Source organism: Aquimarina penaris (genome assembly GCF_040786285.1).
Taxonomy (GTDB): Bacteria; Bacteroidota; Bacteroidia; order Flavobacteriales; family Flavobacteriaceae; genus Aquimarina.
Genome location: NZ_JBFMKQ010000002.1, coordinates 102,707 through 122,562 on the forward strand (window position 1 = coordinate 102,707; position 19,856 = coordinate 122,562).

Here is a 19,856-nt window from a genome sequence, read left to right on the forward strand (position 1 = left end):
GAGACAATAATGAATACCTTATTTACTTGGAACCGATTTTATTTTTTCTTCTTTTATTTTAAAAGTAAGATCGGGATTGCTATGTAGATAATAGTTTAAAAATATAGTTAGAATCCCGATGAAAAGTCGGGATTTTTTTTTGATAATAAAATATAAAACGTTTGAGTGAAAAAGTTGCCATACAAGGAATAAAAGGTTCTTATCATCACGGAGTTGCACAGGCATACTTCGGAGAAAATGTGGATGTCGATGAATGTATGTCATTTCAGGAACTGGTGCATAGTCTTGAGAATCAAAAAAGTACAGATGCAGTAATGGCTATTGAAAATTCTATAGCCGGGTCGATTATTCCTAATTATGCATATATTGATGAGCATGATCTAACGATTAGCGGTGAATATTTCTTGCCTATCCACCATTGTTTGATGGCTTTAGAAGGGCAAAATATTTCTGATATCAAAGAGGTGTATTCTCATCCAATGGCCTTGTTGCAATGTAAAGAGTTTTTTAGAGAGCATTCTCATATTAAGCTGGTAGAAGATGCAGATACAGCAGATGTGGCTAAAAGAATTCATGAGAATCAAATAAAAGGAGTAGCCGCTGTGGCTGGGGAGACCGCTGCAAATATTTACCAATTAAATATTTTGGCTAGAGAAATCCAAACCATTAAATCAAACAGTACTAGGTTTTTTATTTTAAATACCAGGGAAGATTCTGGGGTTGATAAAAAACAGATTAATAAAGCATCTTTGAAATTTCTTTCAGATCATAAAAGAGGAAGTTTGGCAACGGTGCTTAATGTAATGAGTGATTGTAATTTAAATTTAACCAAGATACAGTCCTTACCAATTATTGATATGCCATGGAAGTATTCTTTTTTTGTTGATGTTACTTTTAATGACTATGAAAATTATACAAAAGCAATGTCTATTTTAAAAATAATGGCCTTAGAATTAAAAGTATTGGGAGAATATAAAAATCAAAACGGATGAGCATTCAGACAGCTAAAAGATTAGAGACGATAGAAGAATATTACTTCTCAAAAAAGTTGAGAGAGGTTAGAGCTCTTGTTGCTTCAGGAAAACCGGTCCTTAATATGGCTATAGGGAGCCCCGACTTAGACCCCCCAAAAGAAGTGGTTCAGGCCATTCAAGATGCCGTGGTAGTTGATGGAGCACATAAATATCAAAGCTATCAAGGGATTCCAGAGCTTCGTTTAGCGATATCAGATTTTTATAATGATAAGTACAAAGTGTCTTTAAATCCTGATAATGAAGTTTTACCTTTAATGGGGTCTAAAGAAGGTATTATGCACATTTCGTTGGCGTATCTTAATCCCGGTGATGAGGTTTTGGTGCCTAATCCAGGGTATCCCACGTACACATCGGTAACCAATTTGGTTGGAGCAAAACCAGTTTTTTATGATTTGGTAGAAAATAATGGATGGGAACCTGATTTTCATAGTCTTTCAAAAAAAGATCTAAGCAAGGTAAAGATTATGTGGATTAACTATCCTAATATGCCAACGGGAGCCTCTGGTAATATTGACATGTTTAAAAAAACAATCGATTTTGCAAAAAAACATAGTATTCTATTGGTAAAAGATAATCCATACAGTTTTATCCTTAATGATAGCCCGTTAAGTATTTTGTCGATTGAAGGTGCAAAAGAAGTAGCGCTGGAGTTAAACTCTCTAAGTAAAACTTTTAATATGGCTGGCTGGAGAGTAGGTATGGTAAGCGGTAGTGCTGATAAAATTGAAGCCGTTCTAAAGGTGAAAAGTAATATGGATAGTGGTATGTTTCAGGGTATACAAAAAGGAGCGATTGCTGCATTGCAGATTTCTGATGACTGGTTTCATAAAATGAATGTAATCTATAAAGAAAGAAGAGAGCTGATATGGGAATTAGCAAATCTCTTAGAATGTACCTATGATAAAACTGCTAAAGGAATGTTTGTTTGGGCAAAATTGCCAGATGGTATAGATGCTATAGATTTTATCGATACTATTCTTTATCAGAATGATATATTTATTGCTCCAGGAGATATCTTTGGAAGTAATGGTAAAGGATATATTCGTTTTTCATTATGCGTTACTAAGGAGAATATAAGAGAGGCTATAAACAGATTACAGGTAAAAGTATGAAAGTATTCGTAATCGGGATCGGATTAATCGGTGGATCATTTACAATAGATATCAAAGCTTCTTTTAATGAAGCTAAGGTATATGGTATTGATACTAATGAAGAAAATTTAGAGAAAGCCTTATCGCTTGGTTTGATAGACAACAAATCTAAAATAGAAGAACTTGATCAGGCAGATGTTGTTATTGTGGCAATTCCTGTAGACGCTACTGTAGAATTGTTGCCTCTTATTTTGGATAAAATAGGTGATGATTGTTTGGTTTTTGATGTAGGTTCTACCAAGAAAAAACTTTGTGACATTGTGGCTAATCACCCAAAACGAAGAAATTATCTCGCAATGCACCCTATAGCAGGTACAGAATTCTCTGGACCAGAAGCGGCGATTGCAAATTTATACAGGGGTAAAACCAATATTATTTGTGAGGTAGAGAAAACAGCTTTTAAATTGCAAGAGAAGGGGATGGAGATTTTTTCAAGACTTGGGATGAGAATTAGATATATGGATCCGGCTTCTCATGATAAACATATTGCATATGTTTCGCATTTATCGCATATCAGTTCTTTTATGTTAGGAAAAACAGTAATCGAAAAAGAGAAGAACGAAAGAGATATTTTTGATATGGCGGGTAGTGGTTTTGCATCCACTGTTCGTTTGGCAAAGAGCTCCCCTGCGATGTGGACACCAATTTTTAAGCACAACAAAGATAATGTTATAGAGACCTTAGAAGAATATATTACTAACCTTACTCGATTTAAAGAGTTAATAGAAAATGATGATTTTGATACAATATATAAAGAGATGAAGGATACAAATCATATAAAAACCATATTAAAAGGAATTTCATAATAAATTAAAGAATAAAATAGAGATGGAGAATAAGAAAGAACTTAGAAACTGGCTAGATGCTTACAATCTAGACCACCCTTTAGTGATTGGGGGTCCGTGCAGTGCAGAAACTGAAGACCAGGTATTAAAAATAGCACATCAACTTAAAGATTCTGATGCTACAGTATTGCGAGCCGGAATCTGGAAACCAAGAACCAGGCCTGGTAATTTTGAAGGAGTTGGAGCATTAGGATTAAAATGGCTTCAAAGAGCGAAAGAAGAAACGGGATTAAAAATTGCTACTGAGGTTGCAAACCCACACCATGTAGAATTAGCGTTAGAGCACGGAGTTGATGTATTGTGGATTGGCGCTAGGAGTACTGTGTCTCCATTTATTGTTCAGGATATAGCAGAAGCTTGTAAAGGGATCGATAACCCGGTATTGATTAAAAACCCAATTAACCCAGATCTTTCTCTTTGGTTAGGTGCAGTAGAGCGTTTCTATACTTGTGATGTAAAAAATTTGGGAGTTATTCATAGAGGATTCTCAACCTATGAGAAAACAAAATATCGTAATATCCCAGAGTGGCAAATACCTATTGATCTACAAAATCGTTTTCCAGATTTACCATTGATATTAGATCCGTCTCATATTGCAGGAAATAGAGAATTGATTTTTGATCTGTCACAAACCGCATTGGATCTTAATTTTGATGGATTGATTGTAGAGACACACTATGATCCTGATAATGCATGGAGTGATGCTAAGCAACAAATTACACCAAAAACATTAATTCAGCATATGAAAGATTTGAAAATTCGAAAAGAAGTTGGTGTTGATGAAGCATATCAAAAAGCATTAGGCGAGTTGCGTGCCAAAATTGATATAGCTGATAATCAATTGTTAGAGACTTTATCAAAAAGAATGAAAATTTCTGACGAGATTGGGGCGGTAAAAGCAAAACAGAATGTAGCGATTCTTCAGTCTAAACGTTGGAATGAAATATTAGGAAAAATGATCCTTGAAGGTGAAGAAAAAGGATTGAGTGAAGAGTTTATATTGCGTATTTACAAAGCAATTCACCAGGAGTCTATTAACCACCAAGAAAAAGTTGCAAGAGGATAAAAAAAATCCGCCTTTTAATTTGAATTAAAAGGCGGATTTTATAAAAGGTAATATTTTTAGATTTTTTTTCTGAATGTATAACGAGTAATATAGATTCCGTTTTTGTCACCTTTTCCTGCATATCCTTCAACACCGCTATTTACAAAAGCTAACTCCCATCCTTCAGAGGCCATGGTGTTAATTTTTGAGGTTACGATTGCATCATTTGCAGCGATGTTTTGAAAACGAATTCCTCCAATATTAAAGAAGTTTAAAAGTTTAGTTTCGTCAAAACCTTTTACACGAATATCCCCACGGTCGGATTTGTTTCTGTCATTGTTCTCTTCAGAACGAGTAGAAGTAAATTCTTTGTAGTCACGCTTGTCATTGGTAGTGATCATTCTAGATCTTCCTAAACCATTAGGAACTATAGATTCTACTACAGTGACTAGTTGATATTCATACTTGTCTTGAGCGAAAGTAGTGTTTAATCCAGCAAGAATTAAGGCGATAAATAATAAACTTTTTTTCATAATAGATTGAATTTTTAAGGTTTAAAGTAGGGCATAATTCAATATTCATGCCATAAAAACAATTCGCCAAGAATACGTTATTTTTTTTAATTAAGAAAAAAAGCATCAAAAAATTTTAATATTTGCATCTTTGTGTTTATGATAACAGGTATAGTATATAAATCTACTGGGAGCTGGTATACTGTAAAAGCAGATAACGGAACGATATACGAATGTCGTATAAAAGGTAAATTTAGAATTCAGGGTATAAAAAGTACCAATCCTGTTGCTGTGGGAGATCGTGTAGATTTTAAGCTAGAGACAAAAAGCGACCAGGTTACAGGGGTTATCGAGTATATACATGAGCGTCAAAATTATATTGTTAGAAAATCAGTAAAGCTATCCAAACAAACCCATATTATTGCGGCAAATATTGATGTGGTTTTTTTATTGATTACTCTTAATAACCCACCTACATTTACTGCATTTATAGATCGATTTTTGGTTACTGCTGAAGCATACGGAATTAGAGCTGTGTTACTTTTTAATAAGGTCGATACGTATACTGAAGATGAATTGTTAGAGATTAAGTATTTAGCTGCTTTATATCGAAAAATTGGTTATGAATGTATAGGGATCTCTGCTAAGAAGGGTAAAAATGTAGATAAAGTAAAGGAGATTATGGTTGATAAGGTAAGTATGTTTTCTGGTCATAGTGGAGTAGGAAAATCTACCTTGATCAACACCATAGAGCCGGGTTTGTCTTTGAGAACCGCCGAGATAAGTGATCAGCACCAACAAGGACTGCACACAACAACGTTTGCAGAAATGTTCGATCTTAGTTTTGATGCTCGAATAATTGATACTCCTGGTATAAAAGGCTTTGGTGTAGTTGATATGGATAAAGAAGAGTTGGGAGATTATTTTCCAGAGTTTTTTGAGTTAAAATCGAAGTGCAAGTTCAATAATTGCCTTCATATTAATGAACCTAGATGTGCTGTGAAAGAAGCTCTGGATAATGAAGAAATTGCCTGGTCCAGGTATAAGAGCTATCTTCAAATACTAGAAGGCGAAGAAGAACATTATCGGAAAAACACGTATGATGAAGATTAATTTTTTTAATATTTAGAAAAAAAATACTTCCCAGTTTCAAAAAATGAAACTCAAACAATGTAAACTTGCATTTTAAAAGGAATTAACGAATAAATGAGAGCAGTAATTCAAAGAGTTTCTGAGGCTTCTGTAACCGTTGGTGGTAAGATTATTTCGAATATAAGTAATGGGTTATTACTCCTAATTGGAGTTGAAAATGAAGATAACTTGGATGATATTAATTGGCTATCGGGAAAGATCACACGGTTGAGGATATTTGGAGATGAAAATGGTGTTATGAACAAAAGTCTACTTGATGTTGATGGAGAAGCTTTAGTAGTAAGTCAATTTACACTTCACGCAAGTACTAAAAAAGGAAATCGTCCTAGTTATATTAAAGCAGCAAAACCAGATGTAGCTATACCTATGTATGAAAAGTTTATAAAACAATTCGAAAAGGATTTGGGTAAAAAAGTTGGAACTGGTATATTTGGTGCCGATATGAAAATATCATTACTTAACGATGGGCCAGTTACCATAATCGTCGATACAAAAAGTAAAGAATAGCCCTATTCCCCCCAAAATAAATTGATATGAAAAATAGAACACTACATTGTATTGTGGTAGTTGCTTTATTGAGTTTTTTTAAAGGTACTGCCCAAGACAAACTAGATTTACAAACTTCGCTTATTGATTCTACACTTATTAAGAATGCAAATGCCGTTGTTAGATCAGAAGAGGTAATCATTGAAATTAACTCGGTTAATTCTGTAACGACAAGAACTAAGAGGATAGTCACAGTGCTTAATAAAGAGGGTAGAGGATATGCAAATTGGTATGAATCATATAGCCCATCAATAAAAATTAAAAAGTTAGAGGCTATTGTTTATGATGCTTCGGGAAAAGAAATAAAAAAGTATAAAAAGAATGACTTTTATGATGTAAGTGCCTACGATGGTTTTTCATTAATGAATGATGATCGTGTAAAATTTCTTGAATATACGCCTTTGGGATATCCGTATACACTTATTTTTGAAAGCGAGGTTGAAAGTGAATCTACTGCTTTTATTAGACCTTGGATACCGATTTTAACATATCGCTTAAGTGTTGAAAAATCAAGCTTCAAAATTTTAAATCTAAAGGGTATTTCATTAAGACTAAAAGAAACAAACTTTGAGGGTTGTCCTATAGTATCTAATAAAACGGATCAAGAAGTTTCATATTCCATGACTAATGTTCCTGCTCGACTAAAAGAAGCTTACAGTCCTTCATATTATGACCTGGTTCCAATGGCTAAGGTGGCTTTAAATGATTTTTCTTTAGAAGGAGTGCAGGGTTCGGCCACCGATTGGAAATCATTAGGAAAATGGCAATATGATAAATTATTATCTGGACGTGATCAATTATCAGAAGGAACAATTCAAAAAATTAATGAATTAGTTGCAGGAGCAGAAACCAAAAAAGAGAAAGCAAAATTGATTTATCAATATGTGCAGGATAAAACTAGATATGTTAGTGTGCAATTAGGAATAGGGGGTTGGATGCCTTTTTTAGCAAGTGATGTAGATCGGTTAGGATATGGAGATTGTAAAGCTCTTACGAATTATACAAAGGCTCTTCTAGATAGTCAGAATATACCCTCTTTTTACGCAGTTGTATATGGGGATAGAGATAAAAGAGATATAGATTCAGAGTTTGCTTCTATGCAAGGTAACCATGTGATATTAAATATTCCGGATGTAGAAGAAGATATTTGGTTAGAGTGTACCAGTCAAACAATGCCTTTTAATTTTATAGGAGATTTTACTGATAATAGAGATGTATTGATTGTTACTCCGGAGGGAGGTAAAATCAAAAAAACTAAAAAATATAAACCCGAAGAAAATACTCTGCGAACTACCGCTATGGTGAACTTAGTTGCTGATAAATCTATGACCGCTAATATTCAAAGAACCTCTGAAGGATTAGAATATGACTGGAACAATAGAGTTCAGCTTGAAGCTCCGAAGGACCAGAAAGTTTACTACAAAGAAAAATGGGGTTACATTAATAATTTAGAAGTTAATACCATGAAGCATACAGATGATAAAGATGCTATTGTATTTACTGAAGATCTAAAAGTATCTTGTAGATCTTATGGTAAAAAAGCAGGAAGTCGTTTGTTAGTATCTCCTAATCTCTTTAGTTGTGATCAAAGTAATTTACCTAAATACAAAAATAGATATACTTCTTTGGTTATATCAAGAGGCTATATAAATACAGATGAATACACTATTAATATTCCTCAAGAATATAGCATTACAAATTTACCAGGAAAAAAATCTATCGAAACCGAGTTTGGGATCTATACTTATGAATTGGAAAAAGTGAGTGAATCACAGATTAAATTCAAACGATTCTTGAAAATTATTGATGGTACTTTTCCTAAAGAGAGATATGAGGAGTACAGGAAATTTAGAGCCGAAATTAAGAAAATAGACAAAACAAAAATAGTACTTAACCAACTATAAAAACATTAACCAATAGTTATAATGAAAAATTTTAATAAATTAATACTAAGTATCGCCTTAATACTATCTGTAAGCAGTTTTGCGCAGGAATATAAATTTGGGAAAGTTTCTAAAGAAGAATTATTAGAATCTTCATATCCTTCAGATAGTTCTGCTAATGCTGCTGTTTTGTATGAGAAAAAGAAAGTGTATTTTGATTATAATCAATCGGAAGGATTTAGGGTAATAACCGAGGTGTTTAAAAGAATAAAGTTTTATAATAAAAATGGCTTTGAGAATGCTAGCGAAGAAGTTTTTTTGTACCAAAAAGGAGGAACAAAAGAGGAAGTGAGTTCTTTGAAAGGGGTTACTTATACATTGATAGGTGGTAAAATAGTAGAAACTAAATTAAAGAAAGAAGGGATTTTCGAAAATGAATATTCTGAACGATATAATCAATTAAAATTTACAATGCCAGCATTAAAAGAAGGATCTGTTGCAGAATATAAATACAAGATTATATCTCCGTTTATTTATAATATTGATAAAATATATTTGCAATACAGTATCCCAATCAAGAAATTGGATGTTAAAGTTGCAATGCCAGAATATTTAAACTTTAAGAAAAATATGACAGGGTATTTACCAATTGATTTAAAAGAATCCAGAGGGACTGGTAAAATAGCATTTAATTCTAAATCCGGTGCCGGGAGACATTATGGTGTGAATACAGTGCAAAGACACGAAATTGATTATACGATAAATAAAAATACGATCACAGCTTCTAATGTGCCTGCGTTTAAAAAAGAACCTTATTCGGGTAACGCTAGTAATTATTTATCTTCAATAACGTATGAACTGCAATTCGAAAAATATCCCAATAGTCCAATCAAACATTATTCTACCACATGGGAAGCGGTAGCTAAATCTGTCTTTAATCACTCAAAATTTGGTAGTGAATTAAAAAAGAACAGCTATTATAAAGAAGAAGTGGATCAACTAATAGGAAAAACAAGTGACCCGGCAAGAAGAACAGCTTTGCTGTATAATTTTGTAAAGGATAAGATGACGTGGAATGGTAAGCATGCGGTTATTACTGCTAAAGGAGTTAAGAGCGCTTACAAGGATGGAGTAGGTAATGCTGCAGAAATTAATATCATGCTCATTTCTATGCTTGACTATGCTGGTGTAAGTGTGAAACCTGTATTAGTAAGTTCAAGTAAAAAGACGATATCTTTATTTCCTACTTTAGATGGATTTGACTATGTGGTTGCACGAGTTAAACTCGATAAGGGAGTACTTTATTTGGATGCTACAGACAAGTATGGAGAGCCTAATGTTCTTAGTGATAGAGTTATTCATGGTTCGGGTAGAGTGATAGCCGAAAACGGGACATCTCAATTAGTGAACTTTCGGCCGAATAAACCTTCTAGGGTACATCATTCTGTCTTATGTGAACTTGATACAGAAGGAATTATTAAGGGGAAGCAAGTTACAAATAGATCATCCTATTTAGCTCATGATTTTAGAGTAAAAAATAATGTTAAAGAGAAAGAAGCTCAGGTTGAGAGGGTTCAAAAAAGATATGGGTTAAATGATGTTACATCCTATGAGTTAAAAGGCAATAAGAATATTGGAAAGGCTATTAATGAACGTTTTGAATTTGTTTTAAAAGAAGAAGTGGAGGCTATAGAGGGGGAAATGTTTTTTTCTCCGTTGTTGTTTTTAAGAAATAGAGAAAATATCTTTAAATCTAATGAGCGTGAATATCCTGTAGATTTTGGATACGGGTATTCACGAAGTGTAATTCTAAATATAACAACTCCAGAAGGTTATGAAATAGTTGAAGCTCCTAAAAGTTCAGCTTTTAAACTACCAGAAAATATGGGTAACTTTGCTTATAGATCAAGTATAAAGGGTAATTCTATTCAGATATCTGTAACAGAAACGTTAAATACTCCTTTTATTCCTGCTAATTATTATCCAGTACTAAAACAATTTTATAGTCAGATAATTCAAAAAGAAGGAGAACAAGTAGTGCTTAAAAAAATATAATTATGAACATCCAAAATGCACAGCAAGCCGTAGATGATTGGATAAAAAATCACGGAGTACGGTATTTTAATGAGTTAACCAATATGGCCCAGTTAACTGAAGAAGTTGGAGAGGTGGCAAGAATAATAGCTCGGCGTTATGGTGAACAAAGCGAAAAAGAGAGTGATAAGGATAAGGACCTTGGCGAAGAGTTAGCAGATGTTCTCTTTGTGGTTTTATGTTTAGCAAACCAAACAGGGGTTGATCTTCAAGAGGCTTTTGATAAAAAATTAGATATTAAAACCAAAAGAGATCATGATCGTCACCATAATAACGAAAAATTAAAATAATGCTTAGAGCAATAATTTCATCAAAAAGATATTGGCTTACGGTAATTTATGTAGGTTTGGGCTTTGTAATTATTTTTAGCGTTATAGAGCACATAATGCAGCATGGTGGGATTGCATTAGACTCTTTTGTAAAAGAAAAAATTAATAATGGGCAATGGGTGAGATATTTAATTTCCCGAGTAGTAGGCGGATTATTATACGGAATGATCATGGGATACTATTTTGAACTAAAAAAACGAAAATCAAATCGATAACATGAATTTGAAACTTCAACACATTTCTAACATAGAAAATAGCACATTACAAATAACAGGTTCTAAAAGTGAAACCAACAGATTATTAATTCTGCAAGCATTATACCCAAATATAGAAATCGAGAACGTCTCCAATAGTGATGATTCTGGATTAATGCAAAAAGCATTAGCCAGTGATGATATGGTGGTTGATATACATCATGCAGGAACAGCCATGCGTTTTCTTACTGCATATTTTGCTGTTAAAGAAGGAAGAGAAACAGTTCTTACAGGGAGTAAAAGAATGCAAGAACGACCTATTAAAATATTAGTAGATGCATTAGAACAGTTGGGCTGTACAATCACTTATGAAAAAGAAGAAGGTTACCCTCCTATACGAATTCAAGGTAAACAACCTGTTATGAATAAGGTTTCCTTGCAAGCTAATGTTAGTAGTCAGTATATTTCTGCTTTAATGCTAATCGCTTCATCATTACCTAATGGTTTAGAAATCTTATTAGAAGGTAAAGTTACTTCAGTTCCATACATCAAAATGACCTTAAGTTTATTGAGTGATATTGGTGTTGAAGGTTCTTATAATAACAATCTAATTACAATTAACCCTACTAAAAGTGTTGAATCAAAAAGTGTTGTAGTAGAATCAGATTGGAGCTCTGCTTCTTATTTTTATAGTATAGTTGCATTGTCTGATAATACTACAGTTACATTAGGGAGTTATAAAAAAGAAAGTTATCAAGGAGATTCGTCTTTGGTAGAAATATATAAATATCTTGGAGTAGAAACTGTATTTGGAGAAAATACTATTACTCTAAAAAAGGTGTCTGATCCAAAGTATGCATTACCAGATGGATTAGATTTGTCGAATTCTCCAGACATAGCACAAACCATTGCCGTAACATGTTTTGGATTAGGTATTGGTTGTTACCTAACGGGGCTTCATACATTAAAAATTAAAGAAACCGATCGATTAGAAGCATTAAAAACTGAAATAGAGAAATTAGGAGGCAAAGTTCATATTACAGATGATACATTGCGATTAGAACCTTCATCGGTTATCAAAAAAGATATTTCTATTTCAACATATAATGATCATCGTATGGCAATGGCATTCGCACCATTAGCTCTTAGGACATTTTTGTCTATTGAAGACGCCGATGTGGTGTCGAAATCGTACCCGGATTTTTGGGCAGATGTAAAGAAATTGGGGTTTAAAATTTTATAAATTCTAAATATATCTCAATTTACTTGACAACGCCTATTGTGAGATTGTATATTTGCACCTTTATAAAATAAATACGAATGAAGTTATCACATTTCAATTTTAACCTTCCACAGGAATTATTAGCTGAGTATCCGGCAGAAAACAGAGACGAAGCACGTCTTATGGTTCTCAATCGAAAAGATCAAACAATTGAACACAAACAATTTAAGGATCTTATTAATTATTTTGAGCCAAATGATGTAATGGTTGTCAATAACACTAAAGTCTTTCCTGCCAGATTATATGGTAATAAGGAGAAGACAGGAGCCAGAATTGAAGTGTTCTTATTACGTGAGTTAAATTCTGAAACCCGTCTTTGGGATGTACTTGTAGATCCAGCCAGAAAAATACGTATAGGGAATAAACTTTATTTTGGCGATGATGAAAGTCTAGTTGCAGAAGTTATAGATAATACGACCTCTAGAGGTCGTACATTGAGATTTTTGTACGATGGTTCTTATGATGAGTTTAGGCAAAAACTCACAGATTTAGGAGAAACTCCGCTACCAAAATATATCAAAAGAGATACCGAACCCGAAGATGAGGAAAGATATCAAACGATATATGCTAAAAATGAAGGAGCTGTTGCGGCTCCAACTGCAGGGCTTCATTTTTCTAAGCATTTAATGAAACGCTTAGAAATTAAAGGAGTTGATTTTGCAGAGGTGACTTTACACGTGGGCTTAGGAACATTTAACCCCGTAGAGGTTGAAGATTTGTCCAAGCATAAGATGGATAGTGAAGAAGCATACGTGACTGCAAAAGCAGCAGAAACTATTAATAGCGGTATAGCTAATAAACAAAGAGTTTGTGCGGTAGGAACTACTGTAATGAGAGCATTAGAAAGCTCTGTGTCTTCAGAGAAAACTTTGAATGAGTTTAGAGGATGGACAAATAAATTTATTTTTCCACCGTATGATTTTAGCATAGCTAATTGTATGATTACTAACTTTCATACACCAAAATCAACATTACTAATGATGGTTTCTGCATTTGCAGGGCATGATTTCATCAAAGAAGCATACGAAGAAGCTGTTAAAGAAAAGTATAAATTTTATTCTTACGGAGACGCAATGTTAATAATTTAAGGATAAAGCAACAAATTATTAAAAAACCTGTTTAATCTTAAATTAGGCAGGTTTTTTTTATTTTTCATCAAAATTAATTTGTTAAACTCTTCTTTATATAGGAATTATTGGCATTTAACTTGCTAGAAATTATGGTTTTACCGTAATTTGCATACTGTGTATTATGGCGATAAAAATAGTTTTTTATCGAAAAAATAGAGTATATAAAGACTGTAATCGTACTTTTTATCTAATTTGGAGCGTTTTTTGCAATCCAAATTTTTAATAAGAACAAAACCTAATTATTATATAATGAAAAAAGTAATTTATTACGTAACATTTTTTATCACTGTGTGCTCTTTTGCACAAACTAAAGTTGGAACTGTTTACTTCAATAATGAAGATGTTTTTGGTGATACAGAACTTATGCTTAATGGCGCAGGAACAAGAGATAGGCTATATGCTATGGCATTGTACCTGGATCTTGATTTTGATCTCGATGATTTAGAAGATGGTAACAAAGTAGCCGATAAAGATGCTACTATGGCAATCACTCTTAAGCTTACCTCCTCAATGGCTGGTGATGATCTAAAAAAGATTATTAGAAATGGATTAGAAAGAGCAACCGATGGTAATAGTTATGTTTTAGAAGATCAGATAAGAGATTTTATAAACCTTATTCCGAATGAGGTGAAAAAATTCGACATCTTTAGAATTCTTTATAAAAAAGGAGGAGAGATTTCTGTGTTCAAAAATAAAACACTTTTAGGAAGCCTTAACAGTCTGGATTTCAAAAAAGCTTTATTTAAAATATGGCTGGGAGAAAACCCTGTTGGATTAGAATTAAAAGATGATTTGCTTTCATCTATAGACCCTAATCCTGTTTTAGGAAAATGGAAAACGTATGATATCAATACAGGTGTAGCCATCAATATTGTGCAAGTGTATATGATAGAAAATAAAGTATTTGGTACTATAGAACAAATGCTGAGACAATCAGAAAGAGATAATATTTGCTACGATTGTCAAGGTGATGATAAAAACCAAAAAGTTGAAGGTTTGGTTATTTTAAAAAATCTTGTCGCTAAAGGAGATAACAAATATACAGGAGGAACATACACTAATATAAAAGATGGTAGTGTTTCTGATTGCCAAATTTGGATTGATGCTGATAACCCTGATATACTTAAAATGAAGCATAAAGGTGGTAAAGGTGTTTATGAATGGAGAAAAGTAAAAAAATAATTTTACGCTAAAGAATAGATAATTAAAAATCCCCTGATGGCACATCAGGGGATTTTTAATTTATCAACTACAATAAATAAAAGATATCTAATAGAGTACCATTTTATCTTTTTACTTTTGCAGAAGTTATGAGTGTTAAGAAAAAAGATATAAGAACATTAACAAAAGACCAGTTACGAGAATTCTTCGAAGAAAATGGAGATAAATCGTTTAGAGGGAATCAGGTCTATGAATGGTTATGGAGTAAAGGGGCGCATAGTTTTGAAGATATGACCAATATCTCTAAAGAGACCCGAAAAATGCTTGAAGAAAATTTTGTAATCAACCATATTCGAGTTGATCAAATGCAGCGTAGCACAGATGGGACCATAAAAAATGCAGTTAAACTACATGATGGGTTAATTGTAGAATCAGTCTTGATTCCAACACCAACAAGAACAACGGCTTGTGTGTCATCCCAGGTAGGATGTAGCTTAGATTGTAAGTTTTGTGCTACTGCACGATTAAAAAGGATGAGAAACCTTAATCCAGATGAAATATATGATCAAGTAGTTGCTATAGACAAAGAAAGTAGGTTATATCATGATAGACCCTTATCTAATATTGTTTTTATGGGTATGGGAGAGCCGTTAATGAACTATAATAATGTACTTAAAGCAATTGATAAAATTACCTCGCCAGAAGGGTTGGGGATGTCTCCCAAAAGAATTACAGTATCTACTTCGGGAGTACCCAAAATGATTAAAAAAATGGCTGATGATCAGGTAAAGTTTAAATTAGCGGTATCATTACATTCGGCTATAGATGAATTACGAACATCAATAATGCCGTTTAATGAAACATTTCCACTTTCAGACCTAAAAGAAGCTCTTGAGTATTGGTATGAAAAGACCAATAGTAGAATAACGTATGAATATGTGGTTTGGAAGGGTATAAACGACAGAAAAAAAGATATTGATGCACTGATCAGGTTTTGTATGTATGTTCCTAGCAAAGTAAATTTGATAGAGTATAATCCAATTGATGATGGAGAATTTCAGCAAGCATCCAGTAGTGCAATTGAAAACTACATTAACGCATTAGAATCAAGGGGGATAGTAGTGAATGTAAGACGTAGCCGAGGAAAAGATATTGATGCAGCATGTGGTCAACTGGCAAATAAGTCGTAAAGCTTTGTCTTTATACTAGTGAATAAATAATTTTTATTTAATTGTAATGTCTAATATAATAGTATCGCCTTCTGAGAAATAACTATTTACATTATCTTCGTAGCTCATAAGAAAAGAAAACCTAGTACCTGTATAATAATTGAAAGTAGTAGAACAAATAAAACTACCAATAATTGATGAAATGGAACTTTTTGAACAAAAGTTTTCAGAATCAATGTCTTCAAAAGTAGCCTTATTCAATAGAATTACCCACTACATAGTGAATAGAAAGGGTAAACAAATGCGACCTATGTTTGTTTTTCTTGTTGCCAAAATGGTTTCGGGAGGCGAAGTAAATGAAAGAACATATCGTGGAGCTTCGGTTATTGAGTTAATTCATACAGCTACCCTCGTACATGATGATGTAGTAGATGACTCAAATCGTCGAAGAGGTTTTTTTTCAATAAATGCACTCTGGAAGAATAAGATCGCAGTGCTGGTAGGGGATTATTTATTGTCTAAGGGCTTATTACTATCTATAGATTATGGGGATTTTGATCTTTTAAGAATTATTTCTGTAGCAGTACGAGAAATGAGTGAAGGTGAGTTACTACAAATCGAAAAAGCCAGAAATTTAGATATTACAGAAGAAATCTATTACGAAATCATACGACAAAAAACGGCAACATTAATTGCAGCATGCTGTAGTTTAGGCGCATGTTCTGTAGATCCGGAATCGGATAATGTTCAACGAATGAAAAAATTTGGAGAACTTATTGGTATGGCATTTCAGATAAAGGATGACCTTTTTGATTATGGTGATGCAGCTATAGGTAAACCCACCGGGATTGATATCAAAGAGCAGAAAATGACACTTCCGCTAATATATACACTCAATCATTGCACTAAAGAAAAAAAGAAGTGGCTTATTAATTCTGTAAAGAACCATAATAAAGATAAAAGAAGAGTTAAAGAAGTTATTGATTTCGTTAAAAAAAGTGGAGGATTGGAGTATGCTATTAAGATAATGCACCAGTTCAAAGAAGAAGCACTTTCAATTTTATCAGAATATCCGGATTCAGATTACAAATCTTCTTTAATGTTAATGGTAGATTATGTTATTGATCGAAAAAAATAAGCCTTAATAACAAAAAAATAAATACCTTTAAAAAAGGTTATTTCTCTTTACAATAGGGTTTTATAGTATTTTTGAAACTTCAGAATTTAAAAATTTAAAACCCCAGGCAACCTTTTTATTTTTAATCTCGTCTATGTAAATAGAAGATCTAATTTAATTGATTTCGCATTGAAGGTAATTCAGTTTTATAAAAACGAAACACAACTCATTAAGGAAGCGGCAAAACATCAACGTGATGCTCAGTATCAGTTATATGAAATGCATGCGCCCAAAATGTTGAGTATTTGTAGGCGATATGTTAGAGATCTTCATTTTGCCGAAGAAGTGATGTTAAATGGATTTCTTAAAGTGTTTACAAACCTGAAGAGCTTCAAATTTGATGGTAGTTTTGAAGGATGGATGCGTAGAATTATGATTAATGAATCTATTTCATTTTTAAGAAAGGAAAAACAAATCTTTTTTACAGAAGAAATAAAAAGTTATAAGGAAGAATCCTGGAATAATATCAATACAGAATTAGAAGTAGAACAAATTCAGGATTTAATTGATAGTCTACCAGAAGGGTATAAAATGGTGTTTGTACTATATGCTGTAGAGGGGTATAAACATATTGAAATAGCTAAGATGTTGGGGATTTCTGAAAGTACCTCAAAATCTCAATTATTTAAAGCGAGAAAGATGCTGCAGCAAAAATTAAATGAACAAAATAAAATAAGTAATGGCTCCATTAAAATTTGAAGAAAAAATTAAAGAAAAGTTAGAGCATCGCTCTATAAGGCCTTCAGAAAATTCTTGGGAGAAATTATCTGCTCAATTAGATAATGCGCAAAATCAAAAAAAAGGATTTAAAACTGTCTGGTGGTACAGTGTTGCGGCTGTATTTATTGGAGTTATAGTAGTTACTTCAGTAGTGAAGAATAATAATTCGGCTTCTGATCAAATGAATACACAGTTTGTAGATACTAATAGTAAAGAGAGTATAGAGAAACAAAATGATGATCGTACTTTAGATAAGAATATAGAGCAGAAATCAATAAAAGAAAAAGAAATACTTACTATTGATAACAGCATAGATTCAGATCAACTAGTAACATCCTTTCCTAAGGAAAAAGAAGTGATATCACCGAAAAATAATGTTTCATCAAATACATTGAACCCTAAAAGCTTAGAGTCTGATGCTGTTTTAAAAGCAAAAGATTATGACTCAAGTATAGCTAGGAATGATGAAAATAGAGTAGACGATAAGAAACAAGAAGATGTTTTATTGCTTAATGCTAATACGATCGAAGACAAAGTAGCGAACGTGGTTGCTAAGATTCAGGATATGCAGAATAACAATGTAGAAGTCACCGAAGACGAAATTAATGCGCTATTGCTTCAGGCACAGCGAGAGATTACAACAAAAAAAATAATGAAACAAAATACGGTGAGTGCATCAGCTCTTTTACAAGATATAGAAGAAGAGCTTGATGAAACTTTTAAAGAACGTGTTTATGAAGCGCTTAAAACAGGTTTTCAAAAAGTAAAAACTACTGTCGCCGAAAGGAAAAATTAAATTCATTCATCAATCAAACCTGCAGATCCCCTCGTTGTTAAGAGGGGTAATGCAGGGAAACAAATTTCAATAACAATGAAAACAATAATTACAATTGTCACACTTGTGACCCTAACGCTCTGTGCGCAATTATTAAAAGCTCAAGAAATAAATAACAGTGATGCAATAGAACAACTCACCGAGGAAAAAGAAAGTATCATTATTTCAGAAAAAGAAGCATTAAAAAAAGAAGTTGAAGCGATTAATGAAAAATTAGCTAGAGCAGAGATAACAGTTGAAGAAGCACAACAACAAAAAGAAGCAGTTGCAAAAAAGCGAGCACTAAATATAGAAAACTTAATAGCGATTATTGATAACAAAATAGCTCTTTTAGAACGAAATGGTTCTGAGTATTCTACTTCCCCAGATGGTAAAATTGAAATAGGGCTAGGTGCAGAAAATAAAGATAGCGGAGATATTTTATTTGGAGTTGAAGTAAACACGGGGAAAAAACGAAAAGCCAAATATGATAGACGTACATATTCTAGTTTGGTTGTTGCTTTTGGGTTAAACAATTCGATTGTTGACGGACAATCATTAGATGATTCTGATTACAAAATTTTAGGAAGCAGGTTTTTCGAACTTGGATGGACCTGGAGCACAAGAGTTTTTAAAAATTCGAATTTTTTAAGAGTAAAGTACGGGATATCATACCAATCCAATGGTCTTAAGCCTACAGATAATCGGTACTTTGTCGAGAACGGAAATCAAACCGAACTCGAAGAATTTGGATTAGAGTTGGACAAATCTAAGTTTAGAATGGATAATATTGTAGCTCCTTTGTATTTTGAATTTGGCCCGTCTACTGTAAAAGAAACCGAAAATACAATTCGATATTCTACTGCCCGAAAATTCAGAATTGGATTAGGAGGGTATGTAGGTGCTAATATTAGTACTCGCCAAAAACTGAAGTATAATGAAAATGGAGATAATATTAAGGATAAAATCAAGAGAGATTACAATACTAGTGATTTGATCTATGGATTAAGTAGTTACATCGGTTTTGGAGACATGTCTATATATGCTAAATATGATATATCTCCAATATTCAGAAATGCAGAGGTAGATCAAAATAATGTGTCGTTAGGATTACGTTTTGACCTTTAATCGATAATTAAAATTTTGAATTAATTGCAAGTTTCTGTGAATTAGGGAGTTATTAAGGGTGCAATAGCTTTCAATTTATAAATAAAATATTTACTGATTGTTTTAAAAAAGAGGGGCATTATTAGGCCACTCTTTTTGTTTTTTATGAAGAAAAAGCCCGCCTGGGTTATCTTTTTCAAGCCTTGGTATGACTCATGTTCTACTAAAATTGTACCATCAATAAAGCTAAATTTTTGTGTTAAATAGTATACTAAAATTACTAATTTGTTAAATATATAAATAGAAACAAAACCCTTAGGTGTATTACGGTTTTAACGTAACCTGTTGGTTGTAAGTATTTTATGACGAATATTTTTTTTGTTTCTTGATGAATTATTCTATATTTAGCCTCGTCATAATTGAAGTTGTTCTTCTCAAAATATGATCATAAAAAAGGGCTTACTTTTTTGATCGTAAGTATGACGTATTATAGTATCTAATTTTGAAACTT

At 32.8% G+C, this 19,856-nt stretch carries 19 protein-coding genes; 18 read left to right on the forward strand and 1 reads right to left on the reverse strand.

Annotation, left to right across the window (positions count from 1 at the left end; genetic code table 11):
• The first annotated feature begins 161 nt into the window (after positions 1–161).
• The 4 genes from ABW637_RS10110 to ABW637_RS10125 are packed head-to-tail and all read left to right on the forward strand — an operon-like array spanning position 162 to position 4,096.
• The gene (locus ABW637_RS10110) at positions 162–992 is read left to right on the forward strand and encodes a prephenate dehydratase (RefSeq protein ID WP_367584566.1); all 831 of its coding nucleotides are present in this window, start codon (positions 162–164) and stop codon (positions 990–992) included.
• The gene (locus ABW637_RS10115; RefSeq protein ID WP_367584567.1) at positions 989–2,146 is read left to right on the forward strand and encodes a pyridoxal phosphate-dependent aminotransferase; all 1,158 of its coding nucleotides are present in this window, start codon (positions 989–991) and stop codon (positions 2,144–2,146) included. The genes ABW637_RS10110 and ABW637_RS10115 overlap by 4 nt, the downstream gene beginning before the upstream one ends.
• Positions 2,143–2,991, forward strand: a complete 849-nt coding sequence (locus ABW637_RS10120; protein WP_367584568.1) for a prephenate dehydrogenase — start codon at positions 2,143–2,145, stop codon at positions 2,989–2,991. The genes ABW637_RS10115 and ABW637_RS10120 overlap by 4 nt, the downstream gene beginning before the upstream one ends.
• 22 nt (positions 2,992–3,013) lie before the next feature.
• Positions 3,014–4,096: a chorismate mutase gene (locus ABW637_RS10125; protein ID WP_367584569.1), complete on the forward strand. Its 1,083-nt coding sequence runs from the start codon at positions 3,014–3,016 to the stop codon at positions 4,094–4,096.
• A 56-nt stretch (positions 4,097–4,152) separates the two neighbouring features.
• Here ABW637_RS10125 and ABW637_RS10130 read toward each other — a convergent pair whose 3' ends face one another.
• A complete protein-coding gene (locus tag ABW637_RS10130) occupies positions 4,153–4,608 on the reverse strand; it encodes a hypothetical protein (protein WP_367584570.1) in 456 nt (151 codons plus the stop codon).
• Positions 4,609–4,749: 141 nt separating this feature from the next.
• Here ABW637_RS10130 and rsgA point away from each other — a divergent pair, with 141 nt between their 5' ends.
• The 14 genes from rsgA to ABW637_RS10200 all read left to right on the forward strand — a co-directional run bounded on the left by rsgA (position 4,750) and on the right by ABW637_RS10200 (position 19,366).
• Entirely contained in the window at positions 4,750–5,700 is a 951-nt protein-coding gene (gene rsgA, locus ABW637_RS10135; protein ID WP_367585289.1) for a ribosome small subunit-dependent GTPase A, read from the forward strand.
• A 93-nt stretch (positions 5,701–5,793) separates the two neighbouring features.
• Positions 5,794–6,246: a D-aminoacyl-tRNA deacylase gene (gene dtd, locus ABW637_RS10140; protein WP_367584571.1), complete on the forward strand. Its 453-nt coding sequence runs from the start codon at positions 5,794–5,796 to the stop codon at positions 6,244–6,246.
• Between the two features lie 26 nt (positions 6,247–6,272).
• A complete protein-coding gene (locus ABW637_RS10145; protein ID WP_367584572.1) occupies positions 6,273–8,189 on the forward strand; it encodes a DUF3858 domain-containing protein in 1,917 nt (638 codons plus the stop codon).
• A 21-nt stretch (positions 8,190–8,210) separates the two neighbouring features.
• Positions 8,211–10,223, forward strand: coding sequence for a DUF3858 domain-containing protein (locus ABW637_RS10150; protein ID WP_367584573.1), 2,013 nt, complete (start codon positions 8,211–8,213; stop codon positions 10,221–10,223).
• 2 nt (positions 10,224–10,225) lie between these two features.
• On the forward strand, positions 10,226–10,552 hold the full coding sequence (locus tag ABW637_RS10155; protein WP_367584574.1) for a nucleotide pyrophosphohydrolase: 327 nt from the start codon (positions 10,226–10,228) through the stop codon (positions 10,550–10,552).
• Positions 10,552–10,806, forward strand: a complete 255-nt coding sequence (locus ABW637_RS10160; protein WP_367584575.1) for a hypothetical protein — start codon at positions 10,552–10,554, stop codon at positions 10,804–10,806. Before ABW637_RS10155 ends, ABW637_RS10160 begins: the two co-directional genes overlap by 1 nt.
• Position 10,807: 1 nt before the next feature.
• Positions 10,808–12,028 (forward strand): 3-phosphoshikimate 1-carboxyvinyltransferase, encoded by a 1,221-nt coding sequence (locus tag ABW637_RS10165; protein WP_367584576.1) that lies wholly within the window; start codon positions 10,808–10,810, stop codon positions 12,026–12,028.
• Between the two features lie 77 nt (positions 12,029–12,105).
• Positions 12,106–13,155 (forward strand): tRNA preQ1(34) S-adenosylmethionine ribosyltransferase-isomerase QueA, encoded by a 1,050-nt coding sequence (queA, locus tag ABW637_RS10170; RefSeq protein WP_367584577.1) that lies wholly within the window; start codon positions 12,106–12,108, stop codon positions 13,153–13,155.
• A 291-nt stretch (positions 13,156–13,446) separates the two neighbouring features.
• Complete coding sequence (locus tag ABW637_RS10175; protein ID WP_367584578.1) at positions 13,447–14,379, forward strand: chalcone isomerase family protein; 933 nt, start codon at positions 13,447–13,449, stop codon at positions 14,377–14,379.
• Positions 14,380–14,507: 128 nt separating this feature from the next.
• The gene (gene rlmN / locus ABW637_RS10180) at positions 14,508–15,548 is read left to right on the forward strand and encodes a dual-specificity RNA methyltransferase RlmN (protein ID WP_367584579.1); all 1,041 of its coding nucleotides are present in this window, start codon (positions 14,508–14,510) and stop codon (positions 15,546–15,548) included.
• 139 nt (positions 15,549–15,687) lie between these two features.
• Entirely contained in the window at positions 15,688–16,665 is a 978-nt protein-coding gene (locus tag ABW637_RS10185) for a polyprenyl synthetase family protein (RefSeq protein WP_367584580.1), read from the forward strand.
• A gap of 168 nt (positions 16,666–16,833) precedes the next feature.
• Positions 16,834–17,403: an RNA polymerase sigma factor gene (locus tag ABW637_RS10190; protein ID WP_367584581.1), complete on the forward strand. Its 570-nt coding sequence runs from the start codon at positions 16,834–16,836 to the stop codon at positions 17,401–17,403.
• Complete coding sequence (locus ABW637_RS10195; protein ID WP_367584582.1) at positions 17,384–18,220, forward strand: hypothetical protein; 837 nt, start codon at positions 17,384–17,386, stop codon at positions 18,218–18,220. Before ABW637_RS10190 ends, ABW637_RS10195 begins: the two co-directional genes overlap by 20 nt.
• A 75-nt stretch (positions 18,221–18,295) precedes the next feature.
• The gene (locus ABW637_RS10200; RefSeq protein WP_367584583.1) at positions 18,296–19,366 is read left to right on the forward strand and encodes a coiled-coil domain-containing protein; all 1,071 of its coding nucleotides are present in this window, start codon (positions 18,296–18,298) and stop codon (positions 19,364–19,366) included.
• Positions 19,367–19,856 lie beyond the last annotated feature (490 nt).